This window comes from Streptomyces sp. G5(2025), assembly GCF_049542075.1.
Classification (GTDB): Bacteria; Actinomycetota; Actinomycetes; order Streptomycetales; family Streptomycetaceae; genus Streptomyces.
This window is the reverse complement of the sequence record NZ_JBMUZT010000002.1, coordinates 1,152,892-1,177,906: the sequence shown is the minus strand read 5'-3', so window position 1 is coordinate 1,177,906 and position 25,015 is coordinate 1,152,892. Positions and strand designations below refer to the sequence as shown.

General features: G+C 70.4%; 23 protein-coding genes, 4 pseudogenes and 1 riboswitch. Of the genes and pseudogenes, 17 read left to right on the top strand and 10 right to left on the bottom strand.

What is annotated here, in order from left to right; translation table 11 throughout:
* Positions 1–35 precede the first annotated feature (35 nt).
* From ACOBQB_RS05650 to ACOBQB_RS05625, 6 genes are read left to right on the top strand one after another with little or no spacing between them, the layout of a single operon-like run.
* Positions 36–1,451 carry an MFS transporter gene (locus ACOBQB_RS05650; protein ID WP_423589257.1) on the top strand — a complete coding sequence of 472 codons (1,416 nt, stop codon included), beginning with the start codon at positions 36–38 and terminating at the stop codon, positions 1,449–1,451.
* Positions 1,448–2,248, top strand: coding sequence for a phosphoribosyltransferase (locus ACOBQB_RS05645; RefSeq protein WP_423589256.1), 801 nt, complete (start codon positions 1,448–1,450; stop codon positions 2,246–2,248). Before ACOBQB_RS05650 ends, ACOBQB_RS05645 begins: the two co-directional genes overlap by 4 nt.
* Positions 2,245–3,609, top strand: a complete 1,365-nt coding sequence (locus ACOBQB_RS05640) for a solute carrier family 23 protein (RefSeq protein ID WP_423589255.1) — start codon at positions 2,245–2,247, stop codon at positions 3,607–3,609. The genes ACOBQB_RS05645 and ACOBQB_RS05640 overlap by 4 nt, the downstream gene beginning before the upstream one ends.
* 21 nt (positions 3,610–3,630) lie before the next feature.
* Positions 3,631–4,287, top strand: a complete 657-nt coding sequence (locus tag ACOBQB_RS05635; protein WP_423589253.1) for an HD domain-containing protein — start codon at positions 3,631–3,633, stop codon at positions 4,285–4,287.
* A gap of 35 nt (positions 4,288–4,322) precedes the next feature.
* Entirely contained in the window at positions 4,323–5,267 is a 945-nt protein-coding gene (locus tag ACOBQB_RS05630) for a class I SAM-dependent methyltransferase (protein WP_423589252.1), read from the top strand.
* Between the two features lie 16 nt (positions 5,268–5,283).
* Positions 5,284–6,123 carry an EamA family transporter gene (locus tag ACOBQB_RS05625; RefSeq protein ID WP_423589250.1) on the top strand — a complete coding sequence of 280 codons (840 nt, stop codon included), beginning with the start codon at positions 5,284–5,286 and terminating at the stop codon, positions 6,121–6,123.
* Here ACOBQB_RS05625 and ACOBQB_RS05620 read toward each other — a convergent pair.
* From ACOBQB_RS05620 to ACOBQB_RS05610, 3 genes are all read right to left on the bottom strand, one after another.
* Positions 6,071–7,477, bottom strand: a complete 1,407-nt coding sequence (locus ACOBQB_RS05620) for an MFS transporter (RefSeq protein WP_423589248.1) — start codon at positions 7,475–7,477, stop codon at positions 6,071–6,073. The genes ACOBQB_RS05625 and ACOBQB_RS05620 overlap by 53 nt on opposite strands.
* Positions 7,474–8,079 (bottom strand): ArsR/SmtB family transcription factor, encoded by a 606-nt coding sequence (locus tag ACOBQB_RS05615; RefSeq protein ID WP_423589246.1) that lies wholly within the window; start codon positions 8,077–8,079, stop codon positions 7,474–7,476. Before ACOBQB_RS05615 ends, ACOBQB_RS05620 begins: the two co-directional genes overlap by 4 nt.
* A gap of 193 nt (positions 8,080–8,272) precedes the next feature.
* Positions 8,273–9,010, bottom strand: coding sequence for a transglycosylase SLT domain-containing protein (locus tag ACOBQB_RS05610; RefSeq protein ID WP_423589245.1), 738 nt, complete (start codon positions 9,008–9,010; stop codon positions 8,273–8,275).
* 3 nt (positions 9,011–9,013) lie between these two features.
* Positions 9,014–9,178, bottom strand: a riboswitch (cyclic di-AMP (ydaO/yuaA leader).
* A gap of 484 nt (positions 9,179–9,662) precedes the next feature.
* Between ACOBQB_RS05610 and ACOBQB_RS05605 the strand changes: the two are divergent.
* A pseudogene (locus ACOBQB_RS05605) lies at positions 9,663–10,173 on the top strand (aconitase family protein); the annotation flags it as partial.
* Positions 10,174–10,419: 246 nt separating this feature from the next.
* Here ACOBQB_RS05605 and ACOBQB_RS05600 read toward each other — a convergent pair.
* The 3 genes from ACOBQB_RS05600 to ACOBQB_RS05590 all read right to left on the bottom strand — a co-directional run bounded on the left by ACOBQB_RS05600 (position 10,420) and on the right by ACOBQB_RS05590 (position 12,327).
* Positions 10,420–10,686 (bottom strand): DUF4235 domain-containing protein, encoded by a 267-nt coding sequence (locus tag ACOBQB_RS05600; protein ID WP_423589244.1) that lies wholly within the window; start codon positions 10,684–10,686, stop codon positions 10,420–10,422.
* Positions 10,683–11,132: a DUF3618 domain-containing protein gene (locus ACOBQB_RS05595; RefSeq protein WP_423589242.1), complete on the bottom strand. Its 450-nt coding sequence runs from the start codon at positions 11,130–11,132 to the stop codon at positions 10,683–10,685. Before ACOBQB_RS05595 ends, ACOBQB_RS05600 begins: the two co-directional genes overlap by 4 nt.
* Positions 11,133–11,235: 103 nt before the next feature.
* Positions 11,236–12,327, bottom strand: a complete 1,092-nt coding sequence (locus ACOBQB_RS05590) for a YihY/virulence factor BrkB family protein (RefSeq protein WP_423589241.1) — start codon at positions 12,325–12,327, stop codon at positions 11,236–11,238.
* 128 nt (positions 12,328–12,455) lie between these two features.
* Between ACOBQB_RS05590 and ACOBQB_RS05585 the strand changes: the two genes are divergently transcribed.
* The 4 genes and pseudogenes from ACOBQB_RS05585 (at position 12,456) to ACOBQB_RS05570 (ending at position 15,756) form a co-directional block, all read left to right on the top strand.
* Positions 12,456–13,229, top strand: coding sequence for a YsnF/AvaK domain-containing protein (locus tag ACOBQB_RS05585; protein WP_423589239.1), 774 nt, complete (start codon positions 12,456–12,458; stop codon positions 13,227–13,229).
* 84 nt (positions 13,230–13,313) lie between these two features.
* Positions 13,314–13,583, top strand: a complete 270-nt coding sequence (locus ACOBQB_RS05580; protein WP_423589238.1) for a hypothetical protein — start codon at positions 13,314–13,316, stop codon at positions 13,581–13,583.
* A gap of 188 nt (positions 13,584–13,771) precedes the next feature.
* A complete protein-coding gene (locus tag ACOBQB_RS05575; RefSeq protein ID WP_423589236.1) occupies positions 13,772–13,969 on the top strand; it encodes an antitoxin in 198 nt (65 codons plus the stop codon).
* Positions 13,970–14,245: 276 nt separating this feature from the next.
* A pseudogene (locus ACOBQB_RS05570) lies at positions 14,246–15,756 on the top strand (glycoside hydrolase family 5 protein).
* A 33-nt stretch (positions 15,757–15,789) separates the two neighbouring features.
* Here ACOBQB_RS05570 and ACOBQB_RS05565 read toward each other — a convergent pair.
* Both ACOBQB_RS05565 and ACOBQB_RS05560 read right to left on the bottom strand, forming a co-directional pair.
* Positions 15,790–16,473, bottom strand: a pseudogene (locus ACOBQB_RS05565) (hypothetical protein); the annotation flags it as partial.
* 163 nt (positions 16,474–16,636) lie between these two features.
* Complete coding sequence (locus tag ACOBQB_RS05560) at positions 16,637–17,029, bottom strand: ATP-binding protein (protein ID WP_423589235.1); 393 nt, start codon at positions 17,027–17,029, stop codon at positions 16,637–16,639.
* An 836-nt stretch (positions 17,030–17,865) separates the two neighbouring features.
* Here ACOBQB_RS05560 and ACOBQB_RS05555 point away from each other — a divergent pair.
* Positions 17,866–18,201, top strand: coding sequence for a MerR family transcriptional regulator (locus ACOBQB_RS05555; RefSeq protein ID WP_423589233.1), 336 nt, complete (start codon positions 17,866–17,868; stop codon positions 18,199–18,201).
* Positions 18,202–18,595: 394 nt separating this feature from the next.
* On the opposite strand, the pseudogene ACOBQB_RS05550 reads toward ACOBQB_RS05555, so the two are convergent.
* A pseudogene (locus ACOBQB_RS05550) lies at positions 18,596–18,770 on the bottom strand (TraM recognition domain-containing protein); the annotation flags it as partial.
* A 24-nt stretch (positions 18,771–18,794) separates the two neighbouring features.
* On the opposite strand from ACOBQB_RS05550, the gene pcaC reads away from it, so the two are divergent.
* From pcaC to ACOBQB_RS05535, 3 genes are all read left to right on the top strand, one after another.
* Positions 18,795–20,093 carry a 4-carboxymuconolactone decarboxylase gene (gene pcaC / locus ACOBQB_RS05545; RefSeq protein ID WP_423589232.1) on the top strand — a complete coding sequence of 433 codons (1,299 nt, stop codon included), beginning with the start codon at positions 18,795–18,797 and terminating at the stop codon, positions 20,091–20,093.
* A gap of 63 nt (positions 20,094–20,156) precedes the next feature.
* Positions 20,157–20,789 carry an MBL fold metallo-hydrolase gene (locus ACOBQB_RS05540; protein ID WP_423590423.1) on the top strand — a complete coding sequence of 211 codons (633 nt, stop codon included), beginning with the start codon at positions 20,157–20,159 and terminating at the stop codon, positions 20,787–20,789.
* Between the two features lie 30 nt (positions 20,790–20,819).
* Positions 20,820–21,599 (top strand): exodeoxyribonuclease III, encoded by a 780-nt coding sequence (locus ACOBQB_RS05535; RefSeq protein ID WP_423589231.1) that lies wholly within the window; start codon positions 20,820–20,822, stop codon positions 21,597–21,599.
* Positions 21,600–21,614: 15 nt separating this feature from the next.
* Here ACOBQB_RS05535 and ACOBQB_RS05530 read toward each other — a convergent pair whose 3' ends face one another.
* The gene (locus tag ACOBQB_RS05530; protein WP_423589230.1) at positions 21,615–23,384 is read right to left on the bottom strand and encodes a GDSL-type esterase/lipase family protein; all 1,770 of its coding nucleotides are present in this window, start codon (positions 23,382–23,384) and stop codon (positions 21,615–21,617) included.
* Positions 23,385–23,647: 263 nt separating this feature from the next.
* Here ACOBQB_RS05530 and ACOBQB_RS05525 point away from each other — a divergent pair, with 263 nt between their 5' ends.
* Complete coding sequence (locus ACOBQB_RS05525) at positions 23,648–24,094, top strand: DUF6278 family protein (RefSeq protein WP_423589229.1); 447 nt, start codon at positions 23,648–23,650, stop codon at positions 24,092–24,094.
* Positions 24,095–24,231: 137 nt separating this feature from the next.
* Positions 24,232–24,975 carry an amino acid ABC transporter ATP-binding protein gene (locus ACOBQB_RS05520; RefSeq protein WP_423589227.1) on the top strand — a complete coding sequence of 248 codons (744 nt, stop codon included), beginning with the start codon at positions 24,232–24,234 and terminating at the stop codon, positions 24,973–24,975.
* Positions 24,976–25,015 lie beyond the last annotated feature (40 nt).

Below are 25,015 nucleotides of genomic sequence, written 5' to 3'. Positions count from 1 at the left end.
CCGCCGCCTCGGGCCAGTTCGGAGGTCACCCACCTGTGCCGCCCCTCCACACCCCCACCGCAGGACCCCGGCTGCTGACGGCGCTCGCCGGTGCGCAACTGCTCGTGGCACTCGACTTCTCCATCATCTACGTGGCCCTGCCGGACATCGGCGCGGACCTGCGCTTCTCCGACGTGTCACTACAGTGGATCGTCAGCGCGTACGCGATCTTCTTCGCCGGATTCCTGCTCCTGGGCGGCCAGTTGGCGGACGCCTTCGGCGGCGGGCGCGTCTATCTCGCCGCCCAGGCGCTCTTCGCCATGTCGTCCCTGGCGGCAGGCCTGTCGCAGGACGTGTGGTCCCTCATCGCCGCGCGCGCCGGTCAGGGCGTCGCGGCGGGCCTTCTGGTGCCGGCCACTCTCGGCCTGCTCGGCTCCTTCTATCCCGCCGGGCCGCCCCGGGACCGTGCCCTGAGCGTGTGGGGCACCACCGGGGCCGCCGGCCTCGCACTGGGCGTGGTGGCGGGCGGCGGACTGCTCGCCGTAGCGTCATGGCGCTGGATCTTCCTGGTCAACCTGCCCATCGTGGCAATCTGTCTGCTCGCGGCGGGCAGGGTCATGCGGGGCCGGGGCCGTCGGCGTACGCCCATCGCCCTGCCCGCGACGCTGTCGGCGTCAGCGGCAGTCACAGCCCTCGTCCTCGTGTTCACGGAATTCTCCCGTGCCCGTCCCTCCGTGCCGGTGGTGACGACGGCCGGCGCCGCCACGCTGACGGCCGCGGGACTGTTCGTCCTGACTCAGCGGCGGGGCGCGGGGCCGCTCATTCCGACGACGCTTCTGCGGGTGCCGACCTTGCGGGTCGCCTGCGGCGTGGCGGCGCTGTACATGGCCAGTTTCGGGGCCGAGTTCTACCTCGTGACGCTTTATCTGCAACAGGTGCGGGAGTACAGCGCCTTGGCGGCGGGCCTCGCCTTCCTCCCCCTCGCCGGGGCCATCATCGTCGGCAACACCCTGGCCGGGTACCTCGCCGGGCGGTGGACGCTGCGGGCCCTGCTGGCCACGGCGTACCTGACCGGTGCGGTCGGCCTCCTCGCCCTGACGGTCGCGGTGTCCGTCTCCGGCGGCTACGCGGCGGGAGTCCTCCCGGGGCTGCTGCTCAGCGGCCTCGGCCAGGGCATGGCGTTCACCGGCATGTTCATCACCGGCACCCGTGACCTGCCGGAGGAGAGCAACGGAACCGGCAGCGCCCTGGTCACCACCGCCCAGTACATAGGAGGGTCCGTCGGACTCGCGGCGCTGGTCATGATCCACGGCGAGCGGCCCGACGCGTCCGCCTTCGTACGGGCCCTCTGCGTCACCGTCGTCGTGGCCGTCGCCGCGGTTCCGACCGCCCTTTGCTTCCTGACACGTCGGCGCGATTCCGCCCACTCTTCCCCACACCCCGTCGGCAGCGAGACCGGAGGACAGCGATGAGCGGCCCCCACTTCCCGGACCGGAACACGCTCGCACCGGACGACCAGCGGCTCGTCCACGACCTGGAGCGCGCGTACGGAACACACTTCAGCCACCTGGTGCGCTTCACCACGAGCGAGCTGTCGGAACTGCACGCGCCGGGTCCGCTGCCACCGAACGTACGCGTCGCCTCGGACACGGAACCCGCGGTGGCGGAGCGGATGGAGACGATCACCACGGTGGCCAACCTCCCGCACCAGCGACCGGCCGACCGCGAACACTATTTCCAGGCCTTGATCGACCTGTACGGCATGCTGCCCCTGCGCGTCGCGGACCATACGAACCGGCCCGGCACGGAGATCGTGGCGCCCGAGCGCGAGGGCCGTATCCTCGCCGAGACGCTGGGCTGCCGTTCGAGCGACCGGTACTGGACGCCGCAGGCCAAACGCGTCCATGTGGACCAGGGGCTGCTCGTGGGCGTGGACGACCGGCTGCCGCACCAGGCGCGGCGGATGGTCCTCATCGACGGCGTCGTGGCCACCGGGGTCACCCTCATGGCGATGCTGCGGCTCACCGTGCGCGCGGGAGCCGTCGTCGACGTGTTCACCTGCCACTCGACCCGCCAGGGAGCCCTGGCACTCACCCGGTGCGCCGAGCGGCTCGGTATCACCTTGAACCTCCACATCGGCCACGTCTCGGGCACGTTGAACGAGAAGTACTACGCCGTGGACCCGGACGCCGGGGACAGGCTGATCCTCGGCGACGTGGGCGACACGATCAGCCCGCGGGCCGCCGAGCCACGCACCACGTCGCCATGAGGGTCCCGGCCCCGTCCGGACGAGACCCCGGACCGGCCGTGGCGGCGTCCGGCGACGCTCGCGGCGCCGTCGACCGGTACTTCTCGCTCACCGCGCGCGGCTCCACATGGCGCCGGGAGGTGCTCGCCGGAGCCTCCACCTTCATGGCCCTGTCGTACATCGTCGTCGTCAATCCCGCGGTACTGGCCCAAGGAGGCATCCCGCGCTCCGCGGCGTTCGTCGCCACGGCGGTGATCGGTGGCCTCGCCACCGTGGCCATGGGGCTGTGGGCCCGGCTGCCGTTCGCGGTGGCGCCGGGCATGGAGATGAACACGATCGTGGCCGTGTCCGTCGTCGGCCTGCTCGGCTACACCTGGCCGCAGGCGCTCGGCATGGTCTTCTGGTCGGGGGTGGCCATGCTCGTGGTATCGGCCATGCGATTGCGGCAAGCCGTCATCGACGCGATCCCGGCCGAGGCCAAGCCCGCCCTCACCGCGGCCGTCGGCGTCTTCATCGGCCTGGTCGGTCTCCAGATCGCCGGCGTCCTGCGCTCGTCGGACGGGCACCTGTCCGGCTTCGGTGACCTCGCCTCGCCCCATGCGTGGGCCGCGTACCTCGGACTCGGCACCGCACTGCTCGTGGACCGGCTGGGTGGACGCTCCGTCGCCGCCCTTGCCGGGATCGCCGTGGCCGCGCTCCACTTGACCGTCCAGGGCGAAGCCGAGGGGCCGGGCCGGTTCGATCCGGGCGACGGCCTGGCCGCGCTCTTCCGGTTCGACCTCGGCGTCATCACCGACGCCCGGGCGTGGAGCGTGATCCTCGTCCTCTTCGCGCTCGACTTCTTCGGCAGTATCGCCAAGGTCGTCGGCCTGTCGAACCGCACCCCGCTGCAAGACGGCGAGGGAGGCGTGCCCGGCATGCGGCAGGCACTGTTCACCGACGCCGGGGCCACGGTGGCGGGCTCGGCGGCCGGCTCGTCGAGCTTCGTGGTGTTCGTGGAGAGCGCCGTGGGCATACGGGCCGGTGCGCGTACCGGGATCGCGGCGGTCGTGACCGGCGTCCTTCTCTTGACGTGTCTCGTTCTGGGGCCGGTGCTCACGTACATACCGGTGACGGCGACGACCGGCACGCTGCTGTTCGTGGCCGTCAAAATGGTGACGGGCAGCCGCCCGCGCGAGGAGCGCGGGCTGCACTGGGCCGTCACCGGCACCGCGGTCGCCGCGACCGTCGCCACGCTCGCCATCGACCAGGCGATGGCGGCCGCCTTCCTCGTCTGCCTCGTCGCCGACGTCACCGCACGCCGCCGCCCCCACCCTGTGCTGCTGGTGACGACAGCACTGTTGACCGGCAGCATCATCGTCCAATACCTCAGTCCCGCCTGACCGCCGTACAGGAGTCCCGCCTTGACGTACGAAGACGCGCCCGCCCTCGCCGCATCGGTCCAGCAACCCGACGGCGTACCCGAACGACTGCACCAGCAGATCGACTTCATTTTGGAGGTCGACCGGCTCAAGACGATCGTGCGCAGGAGCCCGCTGCTGTCCGCCGACCGCCGCGAGAACGACGCGGAGCACTCCTGGCACCTGGCGCTGATGACACTGGTCCTCGCCGAGTACGCGGACGAGCCCGTCGACGTCAGCAAGACCCTCGCCCTCGTCCTGGTGCACGATCTCGTGGAGATCTACGCGGGAGACACGTTCCTGTACGACACGACCGGCGCCGCCGATCAGGAGGAGCGGGAACAGCGGGCGGCACGCAGGCTCTTCGCGATGCTCCCCGCCGACCAGCACAGCCGGTTCCGGGCCCTGTGGGACGAGTTCGAGGCGCGTAAGACGCCAGAGGCGCGCTTCGCCAAGGCCATGGACCGGCTCCAGCCACTGCTGCTGAACTTCGCCAACAAGGGAGGGACGTGGCGCACTCCCGGCGTCACGGACGCCGACGTACGGGCCCGGAAGTCCGTCATCGGGGACGCGTCGGCGCCGCTGTGGGAGTACGCGCAGAAAGTGATCGACATGGGCGCCGCGAACGGCTGGGTCGCCCGGCAGAAGCACGCGGAATGACGGCCGGCGACTCACCCCGACAGTTGAGGAGGAGCATGTCCCTGGAACACATGCATCAGGCCCTGGTGGAAGGTGCGAAGGCCGACGAGCTGGCGTCATCGGCGACGTCCGCCGAGGAGTTCTTCTACGCGGCCATGGTCGCGCACCGCTGCGGTGACGTGCTGTCAGCGGCCGAACTCAGCGCACGGGCAGCCGCGTTGGAGCCGCGGCACGGGGTCTACCAGGAGGTGGAACGCCACCTGCGGTCCGGGAAGCCGGCGGCGGACGTCTACGCGGAGCCGGAGGCGTTCACCGCGTTCGCGCAAGGCGGCGGAAACGTGGGGCTGTACCAGGCGACGCATCAGGCGCTGCGCTCGCAGTATGCCGCGCACCGCCCCGGGAGATTGCTGGACATCGGCTCCGGGGAGGGCCACGGCCTGCTGCCGTCTCTCACCGCCGACGTGGGGCACGTCGACTCCATCGAGCCGTCGGCGCAGCGGCTCGGCCTCGTCACGGCGGAGCTGAGCCGACGCGGTGTGCCGCACCGCGGACATCCCGTCACCGTCCAGGAGTTCACGGCCACCTGCTCCACCGAGCACTGGGATCTCGTCCAGGAAACCTTCGCGCTTCTGGCCGTCGACAGGCAGGAGCGCCGGGAGCTGCTGCGGTGGCTGCGTCCGCGGACCGACCGCCTGGCATTCGCCGAATTCGACGTTCCCGCGCTGGGCGAGGGTCTCGCCCCGCAGTGGTTCCGGTATCTGACGTCGCGTTACGACCGGGGCATTCGCGAGTACGACGGCGCGGACCGTTCGGTGGTGGCGCAGGGCTTCCTGATACCGGTGCTCCTGGGAATGCTGGGCAGCCAGGAACACCAGAGGCACCACGAACAGCCGATCAGCCGGTGGGTCGAGGACCTGCGCGACGCGGGCTTCGCTCCGCTGCCCCCTCAGTACCTCTTCGACTACTGGTGGGCACCCGCCTTCCTGCTGGTGGCGGAGTGACGGAGGTCGCCCCGTGATGTCCGAACTCAGCGCCGCGGCGTCGGCGGTGGCGTGGGGCACCGCGGATTACTGTGGCGGTAAGGCGTCCCGGACGTTCGACCCGCGTGCGGTGGTCGTGGTCGCGGAGACGGCGAGTCTGCCTCTGCTGGCGGTGCTGCTGCTGGTCGTACCGTCGACAGGGCCTTCCTGGGCTGCGCTGGGCTGGGGCACCGCCGGTGGGGCCGTCGGCGCGGTGGCGTTGGTGCTGCTCTACGGCGCCCTCACGGCGGGGCCCATGAGCGTGATCGCACCGGTCACAGGCGTCACCGCGGCGCTGGTCCCGCTTGCCGCGGGGCTGCTGTCCGACGGCGCGCCGAGTGCGGCAGCCGTCGTCGGACTGGTCTGCGCGGTGGCCGCGATCGGACTGATCGGCCTCGGCCCGGGCCAGGCCGGAGGGAAGGTGCCGCGAGGCCTGGTGGGGCTGGCCCTGTTGGCCGGAGCGGCCTTCGGCGTCTTCTACGTCGTACTGGCGCGGGCACCGGAGAGCTCCGGCCTCTGGCCACTCGTCGGAGTACGGATCGGCTCACTGGCCGTCTGCGGCCTTCGCGTACGACACGCCGGCCTTACGCTGCGCCTGACCGGCACGGCACGGCAGTGGGCCCTCGGCGTCGCTGTGTGCGACATGGCGGCCAACGCGCTGTTCCTCACCGCGTCGAGGGCCGGTCACCTGAGCGTCGCGGGACCCATCTCGGCTCTCTATCCCGTCATCACGGTGCTGCTGGCCATGCTGATCGACCGCGAGCGGCTCCGCTTCGCGCAGGTCCTCAGCCTGTGCCTGGCCTCCGCCGCCCTCGTTCTCGTCCACGCGGGCAGCTGACCGTTGATCCACTCGCCCATGCCGCGGACGCGGTGCTTCCGGACGACCTGGGCGAGGCCGCCTTGCCGCCGGCATGCAGCGGGAGTGGGGAACTGCCCGTCGGCCGACGGGACGTCGGCAGGTCCCTGGATCGCCGGATCGGGGAGAAGAGCAGGATCAGCGCGGCGAGCGGTACCCCCGCTGTCGTGATGGCCATGGCGGTGCGGAGACCGAGCGCGGTTCCCAGCGCGCCGCCGAGCAGTGCTCCGATGGGGATCGTTCCGTAGCTGAGGAATGCTGTGCTCGCGGTGAGGCGACCGAGGAGGTCCGGCGGGCAGTAGCGCTGCTGGAAGCTCGCTTTGATGATGTTGCCGGCGACGACACCTGCGGAGACGCTGAAGCCACCCGTCACGAAAAGCAGCACTCCGGCTCCGCCCACGGTCAGCGGGATGAGCAGACCGAGCAGGGGAAGCCCCAGTTCGAACAGGAGCGTCGCGCGGGCCGTGCCGATCCGGTGAGCGACCCCGCGTGCGGCGACTGCCCCGGCCACGCCCCCGGCACTGGTCGCCGCGATGAGCGCGCCGACCGTCCCCGGGGGCAGGCCGACGCTGCGGACCAGGAAGACCACCTGGATTGACTGGTATCCCATAAGGGCCAGGTTGGAGGCGGCTCCGAAGAGTGTGAACGTGCGAATCCAGGGGTCCACGGCGACCAGCCGCAGGCCTTCGCGGACTTCACCGACCAGTGAAGCGGGGCGACGCCCGGTTCTTGTGACGCGTGGCTCGCGATGCCGGATGCCCGCGAGGCAGAGGAGGGAGACGGCGAACGTCGCGGCGTTGGCGAACATCCCGTTCACCGCACCTGTCACCTGTGCGATCAGGCCGCCGGAGCCGAGCCCGGCGATCTGCGCGGCGGATGCGCTGCCGTGCAGTTTCGCGTTGCCCTCGGGCTGGTCGTCGGGTTCCAGAATGCTGGGGAGGTAAGCGCTGTATGCGGTCTGGAAGAACACCGCTGCCGTGCCCGTCAGCAGGGCGACGGCCAGCAGGAGACCGATGCTCAGCCGGCCGGACCACGCGGTGAACGGGACACTGGCGAAGAGCACGAGGGAGGCCGCGGCGGCGGCCAGCATGATGGGCCTGCGCCGCAGCCGGTCCACCCAGACACCGGCCGGGAGGCCGATGATCAACCAAGGGGCCCACGCAGTGGCGCTCAGCAAGCCGACTTCGAACGTGCTGGCGTGCAGGGTGGAGACGGCAACCAGCGGCATCGCCACCCCGGTGACGGACGCGCCGAACTTGCCGGCGGTCTCGCCGCACCACAGCAGCCGGAAATCGCGGTGGTGGCGCAGGAGGCCGCCGCGTACGCCACGGCTCACCCGGTGCCACGCTCCTTGCGGGGGAAGGACTGGAGCTGCACGACGACGGGGAGCGCGTCCGGGCGGGGCTCGGCGTCCGGCGCAGGGGTATGGCGTGCGATGACAGCCATGAGCTCAGCGTTGAGCGCCGCCAGCTGAGTCGGGGTCATCCGCAGGTCGCTCCAGTCCGAGACGGTGCCGGCGCTCCGCCACTGGTCGTCCCAGTCCTCGCTGAAGTAGTTCACGACGCGGCTGAAGTACTGCTGCGCCAGTTCGCGCAGGTAGAGCGAGAGCGCGCCCCGGGTGTCGGGATCATCGCGGAAATCGGCCGTGTTCAGCTCATTGACGACGTCGACGCTTCTCCACCAGCGCTCGCGTTTCGTGCCCCGTTCGGTTTCCTCCTCGATGAAGCCGTGCTCGGCGAGGTGGCGCACGTGCCAGCTGATGGTGCCGGTGTTCTCGCCGAGGCGTTCGGCGAGCCTGGTGGCGGTGGCAGGGCCGTCGAGCCTGAGCAGTTCGAAGATGTTCATCCGCAGTGGATGGGCCAGCCCCCGCAGACTGCGCGCGTCGAGGCGCCGGGCGGGCTTGGCGGTCCGTGATGCGCGTTCGGGTTCGTCGGTCATGGCGACAGCGTATGTTGCAGAGCTTTCTCTGCATAGGAATCTCTGCAAGTCTCTGCCCCCACCGTCCTGCACGGTGGCGGCGTCGCCGAGTGGTCCGCCGACGCGCCGGCTCGGCGGCATGCCGTGAGCCCCGGCCACAGGGCGTGCCGGGGCTCACCGGGGACGACCGCACGGGGCGCGGTCGGAGGGCGGTCTAGTACGGGCCGTTCACGTTGTCGATCGAGCCGTACCGGTCGGCCGCGTAATTGCAGGCGGCGGTGATGTTGGCGACCGGGTCGTAACTGTCGGTCGACGTGCCGGGCACGTGGTAGGCGGCGAACGTGGGGCCGATGACCTGTAGGAGCCCCTTCGACGGGGTGCCGGCGGCAGCGTTGACGTCCCAGTTGTTGATGGCCCAGGGGTTGCCGGAGGACTCGCGCATGATGTTGCGGTGAATGCCCTCGTACGTGCCCGGGATGCCGTGCCGGGCCATGATGTCGAGCGACTCCTTGATCCAGCCGTCGAGGTTGTTGGTGTACGACTTCTTCGCCGGGGCGGCGGCGGTTTCGACGGAAGCCGGGGAGGCGGCCGTCTTCTTCACGGGCTCGGCGGTGCTCTTCTTGCCGAGAGTGAGCTTGAGACCGGGGTGGATCAGCTTGGGGTCGTCGCCGAGGACGCCGCGGTTGTCCTCGTACAGCTTCTTCCAGCCGCCGCTCAAGGAGTGCTCCCGGGCGATCTTGGAGAGGGAGTCGCCCGCGGCGACGACGTGGGTGTCCGGGGTCGCGGCCGGCTTGACGGCCGTACCGGCCTGCGCCGCGCCGGTGGTGGCGGCACCGGCGGCGGTCGCGCCGAGCACCGGCAGCACGAGCACGGCTCCGCCCGTTCCCACGGCGGCGATGCCCCGGTGGAGAGAGCTGGACTTGGGGCGGCGGTGCTTTCCCTTTGCGGGCATGACGAAATTCCTCTCCGTCGCCTACGAGGTGAGCTGTCGGGTTCGGACGGGAGATGTCCGGTCGCACTGCGCATGCGACTTCACCCCGAGCCGTTCCGGAAACCGGATCGGCGGCTTACCTGGTTCCCCCGCTCCTGCCGTGCGTGAGTGAGTGGGTGGGTGTAAGGGTTTCCGGACGGCGGCAGGATTCGGCGTTCCATCCGGTTCGACGGTGACATTAAGCGAGAAAGTCCGGACGGAACAAGGCCGGAATTCGAATGGGGAATGTGAGAGATCATTACCGAATGATCAAATTCACCGGCCCGCTTTGATCCAAAACTCAACTCTCTTTCTATGGAACGGAAATGCGTCCTGCGGCCCCCCGTGATCACGGAAGTCGGCGTGACCCAATTCACGAACGAGTGCGTCGGAAGTCTCGTCTTTCACTTCAAAACGGGCATACCGTAATTTCTTCTGTGTCGGCTTTCCTGACGGGCGGTCCCTTGAGCGCGTGCGCCGGCGCGGATCCGGCCTGGCTTCTTTCGCCGCCGTTCAGGCCGAGTTGACGGGCCGACAGCGGGCGAGGGGCCGTCGCCGTACCTGCTGGAGGGCGCCCTGCACGGTTGGCTCGAAGCGCAGCCCTGTGGCGGTGTCCAGGCTCGGGCCCGGGTTCATGCCCATCTCGTCGACTGTCGTCGATGAGATGATCCGCAAGCAGATCGAGAGGCTGCGGGACACCTACTCGGAGACAGGAATCCGGCTCTTTCGTTTCGGCGCCCGCGTGCAGGGCATCGTGCACGTCGTCGGCCCGCAGTACGGGTTCGTACAGCCCGGAATGTCGGTGGTATGCGGTGACCGTCACACCTCCACGCACGGCGCGTTCGGAGCGCTCGCGTTCGGCATCGGCACCAGCGACGTGGAGCACGTACTCGCCACTGCCCGCCTCCCCGACGGGCCTCATGTGGGACGAGGGCGTGGCGTACTGGAAGACGCTGACCACCGATCCCGGTGCCCGGTTCGACCGTGAGGTGACAGTGGACGTCACCGAACTGTCGCCTTACGCCGAGCGGGCCCTCGCGTATATGGATCTGTCTCCGGGCAGGCGCATGGACACCATCGAGATCGACACGGTGTTCATCGGCTCGTGCGCCAACGGCCGGATCGAGGACCTGCGTGTGGCGGCCGATGTCCCGCTGCCTGGACGGTCCGCCACAACCCCGGCAGCAGGAACTCCGTCCACACCCGAGGACTTCGGTCGCGCGGTCCGGCTCGGGAGGTATCCGCCCGGGCCCAGAGCCCGGGTCAGGGGATCGGCAAGGATGCCCACCCTCTCGCGCCAGAGGTCCACCGCTACCCGCCCGGACTCTGCGCTGCGGAGCAGATCCAGGTGCTACGGCAGGCCTCCTCGGGGCGCAGGCGGACGGCGTGCGTCAGCCGGGCCAGGTACCGGTCAGGCGGTGCAGGGTGGCGGCGCCGGCCCGGTCGGCGGCGGCTTTGACGGCAGCGAAGATTGCTCCCTGCACGGCCGCGGCGAGCAGAACCTCCTGCCAGGAGCGGTCCCGATCGGTGGCATCAGGGGCGTCCTCGTCGTGCCCGAGCATCTTCCAGGTCTGCTTGAACGCCACCCCGGCGATCAAACCGCTGGCTGCGCCGAGGGCCAGGCCAACGGGCTTGTAGGCGATCTTGGACGCTTTCACCGACGTCCCTTGTTGCCGCGCTTCTTGACCAGCACCAGCAGCGCGACGGCGGCTACCGCCAACAAGGGCCCGCGACGCCGACGCGCGGACTGCGTGACCTGATACGCCTTCTCGGTGACCTCTTGTGGGGTCCCCTCTTGGAGCTTGCTCGCCACCGTGGCTGCGGCCTGGGTGAGCTGGTCCTTGGCCTGGGCGGCCTTCGCCGCGACCGGCTCGGGGAGCCTGTCCTGCGCCACCTTCGCGGCCTGGGCCGTCTTGTCCTTGACCTGCATCGCCTTCTCCTGCACCTTCACCTCAGTGGCCTTCTGCCGAGCCTGTGCTTTCACATCTGCCTTACCGGCCAGAGCCTCCACCGTCTGCCCGAGCCGCTCGCGCGTGGTCTCGGTCTTCTCACGCAGTTCCTCGGGCGTAGGGGGCTCGTTGGGGGACTGCGGCTTGTCACTCATCGGTACGCTTTCTCCTTGATCTCGGGCACGTCGGACTTGACACTTGCGATCGCCCGCTCGGGCGTGGGCGGGCGGCCTGGGCGACCTGCTTCTACGGACGGGTTCAGTCCAGGCGGCGGCGGTCCTCCTCGGTCCATTTGGCGGTGTCGCGGGGTTCGACGTACGGCTCCTCGTTCTCGGGGTGGCCGCCCTCTATGGCCCGCTGACGGGCCATCTCCGCGTCGAACTCCAGGCCCAGCAGCACCGCGAGGTTGGTGATCCACAGCCACACCAGGAAGATGATGACGCCGGCCAGGGTGCCGTAGGTCTTGTTGTACGAGGCGAAGTTCGCCACGTACAGCGCGAAGCCGGCCGAGGCGATCATCCAGAGCAGCAGGGCGAGGAGACTGCCGGGGGTCACCCATTTGAAGCCGCGGCCCCGGGCGTTGGGTGCGGCCCAGTACAGGATCGCGATCATGATGATGACGAGCAGGACCAGGACCGGCCATTTGGCGATCGACCACGCCGTCATGGCTCCGTCGCCGATACCGAGTGCGGAGCCCGCCCGCTGCGCGAGGGGGCCGGTGAACACCACGATGAGCGCACTGACGACCGCCAGCACCATCAGGACGACCGTCAGCGCCAGGCGCAGGGGCAGCACCTTCCAGGCGGGGCGGCCTTCGGGCATGTCGTAGACGGCGTTGGAGGTGCGGATGAACGCCGCGATGTAGCCGGAGGCCGACCACACGGCCAGCACCAGACCGACGATCGCCATGAGCGAGCCGGTGCCGCCGTTGCCCTGCAGTTGCTGAACGGCATTGGAGATTATGTCCCGGGCCGGGCCGGGGGCGAGCTTTTGCAGGTTGTCCATGACCTGCTGGGTGGCGGACTTGCCCGCGATGCCGAGCAGCGACACCAGTACCAGCAGGGCCGGAAAGAGGGAGAGGACGCCGTAGTACGTCAGGCTCGCCGCCCGGTCGGCGAGTTCGTCGTCCTTGAACTCCTTCGCCGTGCGCTTGAGCAGCACCCACCACGACTTCTTGGGCATGGCAGTCGGCTCATCGGGGGCGTTGCGTTCCACTTCCGGATCGGGACCGATGCTCTCTGAACCGCGTGGGGCATCGGACGTGCCGCTCGTGCGGTTGTCGCGGCGGTCGGTGCCGCCGTCGCTGCCGGGATCGTTTCGACGCTGATGTGGTTCCGGGGTCGGTGCCATGCCAGATGGGTAACCGGACCCCACAGGACGGAAACAGGATTCAGTTTGCGTGCACTTGCGATGTTTCGTCCCGTGAATGCCGGTGAATCGGAAGGAGAGCCCGACACCGAGGAAGAAGGAGGGTCACGATGATCACCCGAGAGCAGATCCCGACCGTGCTGGACCATCCGGTCCACGACGCCGAGGGCAACAAGATCGGCGAAGCCAAGCACGTCTTCCTCGACGACGTCACCGGTCACCCGGCGTGGGTCAGCGTCAAGACCGGTCTGTTCGGTACCAGCGAGTCGTTCGTGCCGATCCAGGACGCCACCGTGGTCGAGGAGCACCTTGAGGTCCCGTACGCCAAGGACACCGTCAAGGACGCACCCAACGTCGACGTCGATTCCGGCGGACACCTGTCCGAGGACGAGGAACACCGCCTCTACGAGCACTACGGCATCACCTGGGACGAAGCCTGGCAGCAGGCCAACCAGCCCGGTGACGGCGGCTGGGCCCGCGGCGACACCTCGACGCGGCGCTCGGCCGACGAGGCGATGACCCGCTCCGAGGAGCGGATGCACGTCGGCACCGAACGGCAGGAAACCGGCCGGGCCCGCCTGCGCAAGTACGTGGTGACAGAGGAGGTCCAGCAGACCGTCCCCGTCCGGCACGAAGAGGTCCGCGTCGAACGCGAGCCGATCACCGAAGCCAACGCCGACCAGGCCCTGTCCGGCCCTGAGATCTCAGAGGCCGAGCACGAGGTCACGCTCCACGCCGAGCGTCCCGTCGTGGAGACCGAAGCGGTTCCGGTGGAGCGGGTGCGTCTGAACACCGAGGAACACGTCGAGGAAGAGACCGTCCGCGGCCAGGTCCGCAAGGAGCGCATCGAAGCCGACACCGCCGACCACGACACCGGTCGCTGACAACAGGACCCCCGCCCTATGACGGAGAACGAGCCCACCGGGCCCGAGCCGTACACCACACCGTCTGATGCACGAGGAGAACGCATGCCCAGGGTCAAGCAGCCGCTCACCGACGACAGCATCAAGGTCCGTCAGGTCAGCCACTACCAGTTCAGCTGGGTAGCCGGCGAAGCCGGCGCCCGCGGCACCTTCACCCTCCAGCTCGTCCTGGACGAGGGGGCCTGGGAAGAGGTCCTGACCGTGGAGGCCGACGACGCCGACGTTCTGCAGGACCTGCTGGAGAACACCGGAACCGTCCACTACGACGTCGCCCGACGCACCCTGATGTTCGGCGTCACCTCCACCGGCAACTGAACCCGGCTCACCCCTCAGCCGCCCGCTGTCGAATCCCGCCACAAGGCTCGTGCCACAAGGCTCGTGACTCAGTCCGGCCACGAGACCGCGAGGACTGATCAGGCATAGCAGCGGGTCATGCCGCAAAGGAGGGGGGCCGCGAGCTGCAACGTACGACGACACATCCGCACTGCTACAGGAGGAATCCCATGGGCAAGCTGGGCGATATGGCGGACAAGGCCAAGCAACTGGCCAAGGGCCACCCGGATCAGGCCGACAAGGGTGTCGAGAGCGCAGAACGTGCGGTCGATGAGCGTACCGGGAACAAGTACGACGCTCAGACCGACAAGGCCGCCGACGCGGCCCGTCGCTCCTACGGCGGGGGCGGCACGACGGCCGGCCACTGAGCAGCGCTCCCACGGCGAGGTTCCCAGCCTCCAGGCTGGGAACCTCGCCGTGCCTGGAGGCTTCGGCCGAGCGTCCGCCTCCTCAGCCGTTCCAGTGCTATCCGGCGGACCGGTGGCGCGGGTGAGCGCGGTGCCGGGCTCCGACCCGTCCCGACGGATTCCCGGCCGCCCGCGCTGTCGGTTCGCTGGTCTGTGCGAGCGGTTCCTGATACGTACGGTGCGTGCCGAGCGGACACACGTACGTGACCGCGCGTTCCCGAGTGCCGGAGGTCCGTCATGGGCAAGCGCTTCACGCGGCAGCACCTCGGCCCGGTGTTCCTGATCGCCCTGATCGCCACCGCCCTGCTCGGCGCGGGCCTGGCTCCGGCCGCTTCGGGGGAGCGGAGAGCGGGCGCACCGGCACCGATTCCGGCGCCGTCACGGGGGCCGCTTCCGGCAGCGGGCCCGCAACTGCCCCCACCGCCGCCGGCATACCCCGTCTCACCGACGCCCGCGGACGCACACTCACCCTGCGCGGCTGGAACGTCGAGGACAAGATCCACCACGGCCCGGACGCCCTCAGCGCGATCACCGAGCGGCACTTCGCCGACTTGCGGGCCCACGGCTTCAACTTCGCACGCCTACTGGTCTTCTGGGACGACCTGGAGCCGCGGCGCGGGCGCTACAGCGAGTCGTACCTGCGCAAGATCCGGCGCATCCTCGACTGGGCGCACGAGCACGGTGTCCACGTCGTCATCGACGCCCACCAGGACGTGTTCGGGCCCGCGTTCGGCCACCGCGGGATCCCGGCGTGGGCGACGCGGACCGACGGGCTGCCGTTCACCCCGCACCCCGAGGACTGGTTCGCCGAGTACTTCGAACCCGCCGTCCAGCGCGCCTTCACCCATCTCTACGAGGACGCGGACCTGCGGCGCGCGCAGGCCCGCATGTGGCGCCTGCTGGCGGACCGCTTCGGCGGGCACCCCGCGGTGTTCGGCTACGACCTGCTCAACGAACCGATGGGGGAGCTGCGCGCGGGCGAGGACCTGGCGGCTGCCGCACGCCGCATCGAGGCGACGCAGCTCACCCCGATGTACCGCCGCCTCGCCGCCGCCATCCGCACCCGGGACCGCTCGAACCACCTGTTCATCGAACCGACCCCGATCGTCGGCGAAGGCGTGCCCACCGGCCTGGGCGGCATCCCCGACGAACGCGTCGTCTACGCCCCGCACTTCTACAACACCGCGATGGAGGCGGGCGCCGACTACGACCCGGCGGCCGGCTGGATCACGGCGTACGAGAACGCCGTCACCGCCTACCCGCGCGAGCACTCGGTCCCCGTCGTGGTGGGCGAGTGGGGCCCGCTGAACAGCGGCCTGCCGAACATGCGCCGCTTCCACGACGACGCGCTCGCCTCCTTCACCCGCTACTCCTCGGGCTGGGCGGCCTACGTCTGGTGCTACGGCGGCGGCTACTGCGCCCTCGACCGCGACGGCCGCTTGCGCACGAACAAGGAGCGCACCGCCACGCCGTACGCCCCGGCGGTCGCGGGCACCGTGCGCGCCGACACCCACGACCCGGCCCGCGCGAAGTACCGCCTCGCCTACCGGTCGACTCGCCGCCCCGGCACCACCGTGCTGTCCCTGCCGCCGAGCGCCACCGGCTGGCGGATCGAGGTGTCGGGCCGCACGGCACACCCCAGCGCCCGAAGTGTGCCGCCCGGGCAGGCACGACAGGTGCGCGTGCGGGCGTCCGACGGAACGGAGGTGGAGGTGACGGTGCGGCCGGGCTCCGGCCGCCGGGGCTGAGACCCCGGGGGCGTCTCGTACCGCCACGGTGTCGGTCAGGCAGGCGTGGGCTGCCATGGCCAAGGTGATGTGGCGGTGCCGGCCGGGGTAGCAGCGGACCCTGGTAGTCGTGCAGGCCGCATTCCTGCTTCGCGCTCTGGAAGCGCTCCTCGACGGCCCGTCGACTGCCCGCGATGCGGATGAGTTCGTCCAGTGTGGTGTCGGCGGGGCAGTAGGCGAGGTAGTAGGAGATCTCCTCGGGTCTGCCGACGCTGCGGCGGGCGAGAAGCCAGTGCCGGCGGTCCTCGCGGTGCCAGGGCCGGACCTCGACGCGGGCCCAGTCCTGGATCCGCGGGCCGTGGGACCCTCCCCGCAGGAACGGCGCTGCCAATTCTGCCGCGGTAGGCCGGGGAACAGGTCGTGGACGCGGTGGTCGATGGAACCGCCGGCCCTTGCTGTAGCCGTGGGCGGCGTCCGCCGTCACCCAGCCGAAGGGGACCTTGTCGGCGATGGACCGGCGGACCGTGGCCTTGGCCATGGCCGCCTTCGTCTCGAAGGCGACGCTGTCGTCGATTCCAGCCCGCCGACAGCGTTCCCGGTCCCCGAGATGTTCGACGACGTAATGTCACCCACGTCGTCCAGGACCTCGTCGGCATGCCACTCGATCCGGTTCAGCAGCCGGTGTTTGCGGTCGGGACCCGCGTGCCCGGCTTCCTCCGCCGGCGTCCAGCCGTGGCGGGGTCCTCGTCAGCGGTTGATGTCCTCGGCAGGCCGGGGCCTGCTTCCGAAGCCGTGCAGGCGGCCAGGGATGTCGAGCCGAGGAAGACCCGAGCGATGACAAGGGCGCGGCGGCAGGTTACGCGGTTCTGAGGTCCCGTCGGTCAGCACAAGGGCCCTGGCGCTACCGGCTGAGGAGGGCGCTTACGGTTTTGCCGCCGGATGGCCGGGGGGTCACCGCGGTGGCGTGGGCGAGGCGGTTGACCATGGGCCAGCCGAATCCGCCGGTGCCGCCGTTCAGATCCGGGGTGCGCATGCGCGGTTTCCGGGGGCTGTTGTCGTGCACTGCCACCTCGATGCTGTCCGGGTGCGCGGTCAGGTCCAGGGTGCAGGTGCCGCCGCCGTGGCGCAGGGCGTTGGTGACGAGTTCCGACACGGCCAGGACCACGGTGTCGGCAGCCTCGGCTGCGATCGCCGGCTGTGGGAGACCTGTGAGGAAGTCCCGGGTCCTCTCGCGTGCGTCGGCGACGGACGCCGCGGAGCGGACGGGTACGACGGTGACGCTCATCGTGTCCATCGGGCACCTGCTCTCTGATCGTCAAGCCGAGTCCTGCATGCCCGGTGCTTGTGCCCTGTCCTGGACGCATAAACCGCCCATAGCCCCCCGTCCGTCGGGTGTGTCCGGCTGCTCATGCGTGTCGCCGACCGGGGAAGCCACGCTGTTCGCGACGCCGAGGACGCGTATCCCGCCGCTGCTCAGAGCGGGTGTTTCCCGGTTCGTGCTGCCGTGCCACGGGACCCTTGCGCGGCAGAGGCCGACCTTCTGCGTTCCTGGCGAGCGAAAATCTGTGGTGGCTGGGGTAGACATTGGGTGCTGGTGTGGTTATGGTTTCTCTCGTAGTCGAGATCGAAGCAAGGCCCCGGCAGGGATGTACTGCCGGGCAGCAGTACCAGCAGTTCCGCAGGACGGCGCGGTGGCGGAGTTTCGAAGCCAGGGTTGTTGCAGGACGGCGACGGGACTGGCGACCGGACCGGGTGGCCCGCAGTGATCAGGGGCCACCGTGAGCAGTACCGCAATCGCAGTTCAGAAAGTGCAGTACCGCAGTAACAGCAGTAAGCAGTACCCGCAAGGTAAGTAAGCGGTTCAGTTCAGAGGGAAGAACGGAGGAGCCTGGCGCCATCAGGATCGCCCGGACGGAAGAACATTGAGTCCGGGTACCGCAGGACATCGATAGTGAGGTGGTCTCCGGTCACGCATCCGCGATCCCCGCAACCCCGGCAGCTCGCAGGCCGGGTCCGCGGAAACAGAAGGCCGACGCAGGATCAGGGTCGGCAGATGGTGTAGCAGTTCCTTCGGGGCCCTGGTGCCAGTACGGCACCAGGGCCCCTCAACGCGTTCCACAGAGAGGTGCGATGACAGCAGACGACTCGTTCGACCGGCTTGATGACGACGACTACCCCGCCTACACCATGGGCCGGGCCGCCGAAATGATAGGCACCACCCAGGGTTTCCTCCGGGCCATCGGAGAACACCGACTCATCACCCCGCTGCGCTCCCAAGGCGGCCACCGTCGCTACTCCCGTTACCAGCTGCGCATCGCCGCCCGCGCCCGCGAACTCGTCGACCAGGGCACCCCCATCGAAGCCGCCTGCCGCATCATCATCCTCGAAGACCAACTCGAAGAAGCTCAGCGCATCAACGCCGAATACCGCCGTGCCGCCGCATCATCCGATCAGCCCGTGGCCTGAGGCGGCGCGCCCGCCGCGTGCCGAAACGCCCCTGCGCACCCCGATCGGGGTGCGCCGCGCAGGACTGCGCGGCTGTGGCTGGGCCAGGGCCGGTAGGGGAGGCTGCGGGCGGGGTCGGTGGAGCGGTGGCAGGCGCGCAGCCAGCCCTGGGCCAGGGGCCGGGTTTGCCGGTGGGGTTGCTGCCGTGGTGTTCGGTGCCGTCGGCGCGCGGCTGCCGCAGGGTGGGAACAGCTCCATGTCGGGGCTGGTCGCCGATGCCCACAGGCGCAGGACGACGGGCCGGTGATCTGGGTGGCGGGCAGGGCGTGGTCAAGGGTGAAGGTGACGGTGCCGCCGGGCGCCTCGAAAGTGGTGGTGGCGTCCGTGGCGGGCGGGGTGTGCGACAGGGTCTGGGCTCCGAGCGCGAGGTGGACGTGGTCTCCACGCCGTGGTCGCCGATCAGGCGGCTGAGCTTGCGGCGAAGTCGGGATCGTCGATTCGCTGCCGATCACCTTGACGGTGGAAGCGCTCCCCATGGCGTCCATGCCCGCGTCTCCCCACGCCTTCTGGCCCTGGCGGTAGGGCTGGAGGTGAGACGTGAGAGGGTCTGGGGCGTGAGTGAGACGTCGTCGAACACCCTGCAATACCGCTTTGACGGGCCAGAAGAGGCCCCGGTCCTGATCCTGGGGGCCTCCCTCGGTACCACATGGCACATGTGGGACCGGCAGATACCCGAACTGACCCGCCACTGGCGTGTGTTCCGCTTCGACATGCCCGGACACGGCGGGGCGCCCGCACACCCGTGCGGGTCCGTCGGGGAACTCGCCGAGCGGCTGCTGGCCACGCTCGACGAGCTGGGCGTGCAGCGCTTCGGGTACGCGGGCTGCGCCTTCGGCGGCGCCATCGGCATCGAGCTGGCGCTGCGGCACCCGCAGCGGGTCGCCTCGCTCGCCCTGATCGCCGCGTCGCCGCGGTTCGGCACCGCCGACGAGTTCCGCCAGCGCGGGGTGATCGTACGCAGCAACGGCCTCGACCCCATCGCCCGCTCCGCGCCCGAGCGCTGGTTCACGCCCGGCTTCGCCGCCGCGCAGCCCGCGATCACCGACTGGGCCGTGCAGATGGTGCGCACCACCGACCCCGGGTGCTACATCGCGGCCTGCGAGGCCCTCGCCGCCTTCGACGTCCGCGCCGAGCTGGGCCGGATCGGCGTACCCACGCTGGTCCTCGTCGGCTCCGAGGACCAGGTCACGGGGCAGGGCGAGGCCCGCACCCTCGTCGCCGGCATTCCCGACTCGCGGCTCGCCGTCGTGCCGGGCGCCTCGCACCTCGCGCCCGTCGAGCAGCCCGCCGCCGTCACCGACCTTCTCGTACGCCACTTCTCCACCGCCTGGCAGGAGAGCCACGCGGCGATCGCGCCGCCGCCCGTCAAGCCCGTCCTGTCCCCGAAGTCCATGACTCCGCCAGCCCCGGTCGCCGCCGTGGCCGAGATCGCCGCCGCCGAGCAGCCCGAGGCGGTCGTCGGCGCCGTCCGGAACGACCCCTACGAGGCGGGGCTCAAGGTCCGCCGCGAGGTCCTCGGCGACGCCCACGTGGACCGCGCCCTGGCCTCGGCCGACGACTTCTCCGGCGACTTCCAGGAGCTCATCACCCGCTACGCCTGGGGCGAGGTCTGGAACCGCCCCGGCCTGGACCGCCGCTCCCGCAGCTGCGTCACCCTCACCGCCCTCGTCGCGGGCGGCCACCTGGACGAGCTGGCGTTCCACACCCGCGCCGCGCTGCGCAACGGCCTCACCCCGGCCGAGATCAAGGAGGTGCTGCTCCAGGCCGCCGTCTACTGCGGCGTCCCCGCGGCCAACTCCGCGTTCAAGGTCGCGCAGGCCGTGATCCGTGAGGAAACCACGCCGCCGGAGTAGCAGGATGGGGGGATGACTGGCATGACGACCCCCGCGGACAACGCTCCCACGCGCGCGAAGCGCATGACGTTCACGAAGAAGTCCCACGCGTGCGTGCGTCTCGAAAAGGACGGACGCACGCTCGTCGTCGACCCGGGCGGCTTCAGCGAGGACGACGCCACCGCCGGCGTCGACGCCATCCTCGTCACCCACGAGCACCCCGACCATTTCGACGAGGCACATCTGCGCGCGGCCATGGAGGCCCGCCCCGGCACCGAGATCTGGACCCTGAAGGCGGTCGCGGACAAGATCTCGGCCGCCTTCCCCGGCCGCGTGCACACCGTCGGGCACGGCGACACGTTCACCGCCGCCGGGTTCGACGTGCAGGTGCACGGCGAGCTGCACGCCGTGATCCACCCGGACATCCCGCGCATCACCAACGTCGGCTACCTCGTGGACGGCTCGGTCTTCCACCCCGGTGACGCGCTGACCGTCCCCGACCGGCCCGTGGAGACGCTGATGCTCCCGGTCATGGCGCCCTGGAGCAAGATCTCCGAGATCATCGAGTACGTACGAGAGGTCAAGCCGCAGCGCGCCTACGACATCCACGACGCCCTGCTGACCGACCTCGCCCGGCCGATCTACGACCGCCAGATCGGGGCCCTGGGCGGCGCCGAACACCTGCGGCTGACCCCCGGGGAGACGGCCGAACTCTGACTGTCGGTGGCGGCCGGTAGGTTGTGAGGCATGCGCATTGCGACCTGGAACGTGAACTCGATCACCGCTCGGCTCCCGAGGCTCCTGGCCTGGCTGGAGAGCACCGGCACGGACGTGCTGTGCGTCCAGGAGACCAAGACGACGGCCGAGGGCTTCCCGGCCGCCGAGCTGAGCGAGCTGGGCTACGAGTCGGCGGTGCACGCGACCGGCAGGTGGAACGGCGTGGCGCTGATCTCCAGGGTCGGCCTCGAAGACGTCGTCAAGGGCCTGCCGGGCGACCCCGCCTACGACGGCGTGGAGGAGCCCCGCGCGATCTCCGCGACCTGCGGCCCGGTCCGCCTCTGGTCGGTGTATGTGCCCAACGGCCGCGAGGTCGACCACGCCCACTACGCGTACAAGCTCCAGTGGTTCGAGGCCCTGAAGGCCGCCGTCGCCGGGGACGCGAAGGGCTCGCGCCCCTTCGCCGTCCTCGGCGACTACAACGTCGCGCCGACCGACGACGACGTCTGGGACCCCTCGCTCTTCGTCGGCGCCACGCACGTCACCCCGGCCGAGCGCGCCGCCCTCGCCGACCTGCGCGGCACGGGCCTGTCGGACATCGTGCCGCGCCCCCTGAAGTACGACCACCCGTACACCTACTGGGACTACCGCCAGCTCTGCTTCCCCAAGAACAAGGGCATGCGCATCGACCTCGTGTACGGCAACGACCCCTTCGCGAAGGCCGTCACCGACTCCTACGTGGACCGCGAGGAGCGCAAGGGCAAGGGCGCCTCCGACCACGCCCCGGTCGTGGTGGACCTGGAGCTCTGAGGTCCCCGGCCCGGCTCAGGGCACCAGCTTCCGCAGGTCCACGGAGTCCGCGAGCGCCGCGAGACCCGCGTCGCCCGGATGCAGATGGTCCCCGCTGTCGTAGGCGGGCAGCATCCGCGCCGGGCGCGCGGGATCGCGCAGGACCGCGTCGAAGTCGAGCACGGCGTCGAAGTCGCCGCCCTGGCGGAGGTAGGCGTTGACGGCCTCCCGCCGGGCGTTCGCCGCCGCCGTGCACAGCGACTCGCCCTCGCAGGGCGCGATGGTCGCCGCCACGACGCGCAGGCCGCGGGCCCGTGCCCGCTCCGCGATCTCCCGCAGCCCCGCGATCACCTGGTCCGCGGAGGTGCCCCAGCGCACGTCGTTGATCCCCTCGAAGACCACCACCGTGCGCGCCGACGTCTGGGCGAGGACGTCGCGGTCCAGGCGGTGCAGGGCGCTCACGCCGCCCGTGTCAGTGGAGACGCCGTCACCGGAGTAGCGGTCGGTGACCACCCGGTTCGCCGAGATGCCGTGGTTGAGGACGCCGTAGCGCGGCACGTCGGACTGACTCAGCAGGCGCCGCGCCAGGACATTCGGCCAGCGGCGGTTGGCGTCCCGCGTCGACTTCACCCCGTCGGTGATCGAATCGCCGAGCAGCACCACCGAGCCGGGCCCGCCGCCCACGTCGACCCCGGTGAGCAGCGGCCACGTCGTGATCGTCGAGGTGTACGCCGCCGGGGACCCGTCCGCCGCGTGGTCGCCGGGATCGCTGACGTACGAGCGCTGGATGGCCTGGCTGTGCACCGGCGCCGCCGCCACGGGCCCCGGCAGATGGAAGCTCACCAGCAGGTTGGCGTCGGCGGGCACGGCGAAGTCGAGGGGGTCGCTGAAGGCCTGGGCGCCCGCCGGGACCTCGGTGCCGGCCCGGCCCCGGAAGGACAGCCGCCGCGGCTCGCCCTCGGCCCCCGCCCCGGCCGCCTGCACCGCCACGGTGGCGCCGCCGATGCGCACCGGAGCCGCCGCGAAGGTGTTGTCGAGCCGGACGCGCACCCGGGGCCCGCCCACGCTGGTGTGCACGACGAGGCGTACCGTGCGGTCGCTCCAAGGCCCGACCGCCGCGTACCCGGCGGTCGACGCCGACCAGCTGCCGGTCCAGCCCATGGCCCGCGCCCGCACCGACAGGGCGAACACGTGCAGGTCAGGGGTGCCCGGGTCCCGCGGCAGCGCCACCGACGCCACCTCGCGCCCCCGGACCAACGGCACCGTCACCACGTACAGCCGTGCCTTCTCGGCGCGCTGACCGCCGGGGGTGTTGACGTGCGGCAGGGCGACCGACTTCGTGGCCGACGGACCCGAACGCCAGTCCGGTGCGGTGAGCCGGTAGCTGCCGCGTGAGCCGTCCCGGTAGCGCACCGTCCCCGTGCCGCTCGCCTCGCCGCCCGTGCCCGCCACCAGGAACGCGAGGGCGTCCCCACGGCCGCGCACCCGCACCGACTGGCCGTTCGCCCGCACGTTGTCCCGCTCACCCGGCTCGGTGCGCGGCCAGGTCAGCCGCGCGCCGTCAACCCCGAGGGAGCGTCCGGGAGTCCACCCCGCGGCCCGCAGGTCCCGCGCCGAGAGGGAGCCGCCCGCCCCGTCGAAGTCCGCGGCGCCGGGCCGGGCGTCGTCGCTGACCGCCCGGTTGTCGAAGAGCCGCTCCAGGGGGAGCGGCCGGGGGCCGTGCGGGGCCGCCTCGGCGGAGACCGCGGGGGCGAGGCCCGCGCAGAGGCAGAGCGCGACGGCCGCCCCCCGGATTCGTCGGCGCACGACAGTCCCCTCCCGCGTGATGACAGACGCGCCATGAAACTAAGGAGGTGTCAGAGGCGCGTCAATGTGTCGCACGTGAACACGGCGCGAACGCACCTGGACGGTCAGGCGCCCGGGGCGGGGTCACAGGGCGCGGGGCCCCGGGTCGTCCTGATGGCCGCAGCGACCGGTCCTGTCCCGTGCATGCACGGTACATTCGGGGCATACGGACATGCGCGTTCCGGCGCGTTCTCCCGCGGGTGCCATCGACGGAGAGGCCGACCATGAACATTCCGTTCCTCGACAAATGGCGCCGACGGCACTCCGCGGCGGACGCGGCCGGTGAGGGGCTCGCGACGGCCTTCCGGGAGGACCCGCAGGGCGTGGCCGAGCTCCTCTCCGAATGCGAGCTGCTGCGGTCCCAGGCGGCCGCGGCGGGGCTCGAACTGGACGACACCCCGGCGTCATTGACCGCCCTCGACCAGCTCCTGCCGCGCTGGCGCGACGACCCGGAGCTGTTGCCGTGGCTCGGCAACGACGCGGGGCTGTACCTGGGCACGATCGTCGTGCGGACCGTGCCGGGCGCCACCTGGCACGTGTGGCGCGGCGGCAGCCCCGTCGTACGGCTCCGTTCCGGGCGGGACATCCCGGTCGTCCAGGCGGGGCTCGACTGGGCGGTGCACGGAGCCCCCGAGCTGTCGCAGATCTACGCCGAGGCCTCGGAAACGTAACGGGCGGGGCTGCGGAAACGTAACCGCGATTGCCTCAAATACGGTTAATGCCCCCGCGAGCGTGTCGTCCAGTAGGTCCCGTTTTCACGTGGATAGTTTGCGCGGACGTACACAGCTGAGAGTGGGCAGGTCTTGCCATGGCCGTCGATCCTTTGATCGAGCTGCGTGATGTGAACAAGTACTACGGGGAGCTGCATGTCCTCCAGGACATCAACCTCACCGTCGGCAAGGGGGAGGTGGTCGTGGTCATCGGCCCCTCGGGGTCGGGGAAATCAACACTGTGCCGGACGATCAACAGACTGGAGACCATCCAGTCCGGAGAGATCCGACTCGACGGGCAGCCCCTGCCCGACGAGGGCAAGGCACTCGCCAGGCTCCGCGCCGAAGTGGGCATGGTCTTCCAGTCCTTCAACCTCTTCGCGCACAAGACCGTTCTCCAGAACGTCTCACTGGCACAGGTGAAGGTCCGCGGCCGCAAGAAGGACGAGGCGGACCGCCGCTCCCGTGAACTCCTGGAGCGCGTGGGCCTGGCCACGCAGGCGGAGAAGTACCCCGCGCAGCTCTCCGGCGGCCAGCAGCAGCGCGTGGCCATCGCCCGCGCCCTGGCCATGGACCCCAAGGCGCTGCTCTTCGACGAGCCGACCTCGGCCCTCGACCCCGAGATGATCAACGAGGTCCTTGAGGTCATGCAGCAGCTCGCCCGCGAGGGCATGACGATGGTCGTCGTCACCCACGAGATGGGCTTCGCCCGCTCCGCCGCCAACCGCGTCGTCTTCATGTCGGATGGCCGCGTCGTCGAGGACCGGGCCCCCGAGGCCTTCTTCACCCACCCGGAGAGCGAGCGCGCCCGGGACTTCCTCTCCAAGATCCTCAAGCACTGACGGGGGCCACGTGCTCGTGAAGAGACCCACCATGCGTAGA

Bases quoted from the DNA above. Each gene is read 5' to 3' on its own strand.
- ACOBQB_RS05580 (WP_423589238.1), top strand. From the start codon at position 13,314: ATGCCCAGGGTCAAGCAGCCGCTCACCGACGACAGCATCAAGGTCCGT.
- ACOBQB_RS05575 (WP_423589236.1), top strand. From the start codon at position 13,772: ATGGGCAAGCTGGGCGATATGGCGGACAAGGCCAAGCAACTGGCCAAG.
- ACOBQB_RS05595 (WP_423589242.1), bottom strand. From the start codon at position 11,132: ATGAGTGACAAGCCGCAGTCCCCCAACGAGCCCCCTACGCCCGAGGAA.
- ACOBQB_RS05540 (WP_423590423.1), top strand. From the start codon at position 20,157: ATGACGTTCACGAAGAAGTCCCACGCGTGCGTGCGTCTCGAAAAGGAC.
- ACOBQB_RS05640 (WP_423589255.1), top strand. From the start codon at position 2,245: ATGAGGGTCCCGGCCCCGTCCGGACGAGACCCCGGACCGGCCGTGGCG.
- ACOBQB_RS05560 (WP_423589235.1), bottom strand. From the start codon at position 17,029: ATGGACACGATGAGCGTCACCGTCGTACCCGTCCGCTCCGCGGCGTCC.
- ACOBQB_RS05645 (WP_423589256.1), top strand. From the start codon at position 1,448: ATGAGCGGCCCCCACTTCCCGGACCGGAACACGCTCGCACCGGACGAC.
- ACOBQB_RS05535 (WP_423589231.1), top strand. From the start codon at position 20,820: ATGCGCATTGCGACCTGGAACGTGAACTCGATCACCGCTCGGCTCCCG.
- ACOBQB_RS05525 (WP_423589229.1), top strand. From the start codon at position 23,648: ATGAACATTCCGTTCCTCGACAAATGGCGCCGACGGCACTCCGCGGCG.
- ACOBQB_RS05630 (WP_423589252.1), top strand. From the start codon at position 4,323: ATGTCCCTGGAACACATGCATCAGGCCCTGGTGGAAGGTGCGAAGGCC.
- ACOBQB_RS05585 (WP_423589239.1), top strand. From the start codon at position 12,456: ATGATCACCCGAGAGCAGATCCCGACCGTGCTGGACCATCCGGTCCAC.
- ACOBQB_RS05520 (WP_423589227.1), top strand. From the start codon at position 24,232: ATGGCCGTCGATCCTTTGATCGAGCTGCGTGATGTGAACAAGTACTAC.
- ACOBQB_RS05555 (WP_423589233.1), top strand. From the start codon at position 17,866: ATGACAGCAGACGACTCGTTCGACCGGCTTGATGACGACGACTACCCC.
- ACOBQB_RS05590 (WP_423589241.1), bottom strand. From the start codon at position 12,327: ATGGCACCGACCCCGGAACCACATCAGCGTCGAAACGATCCCGGCAGC.
- ACOBQB_RS05625 (WP_423589250.1), top strand. From the start codon at position 5,284: ATGTCCGAACTCAGCGCCGCGGCGTCGGCGGTGGCGTGGGGCACCGCG.
- ACOBQB_RS05615 (WP_423589246.1), bottom strand. From the start codon at position 8,079: ATGACCGACGAACCCGAACGCGCATCACGGACCGCCAAGCCCGCCCGG.
- ACOBQB_RS05610 (WP_423589245.1), bottom strand. From the start codon at position 9,010: ATGCCCGCAAAGGGAAAGCACCGCCGCCCCAAGTCCAGCTCTCTCCAC.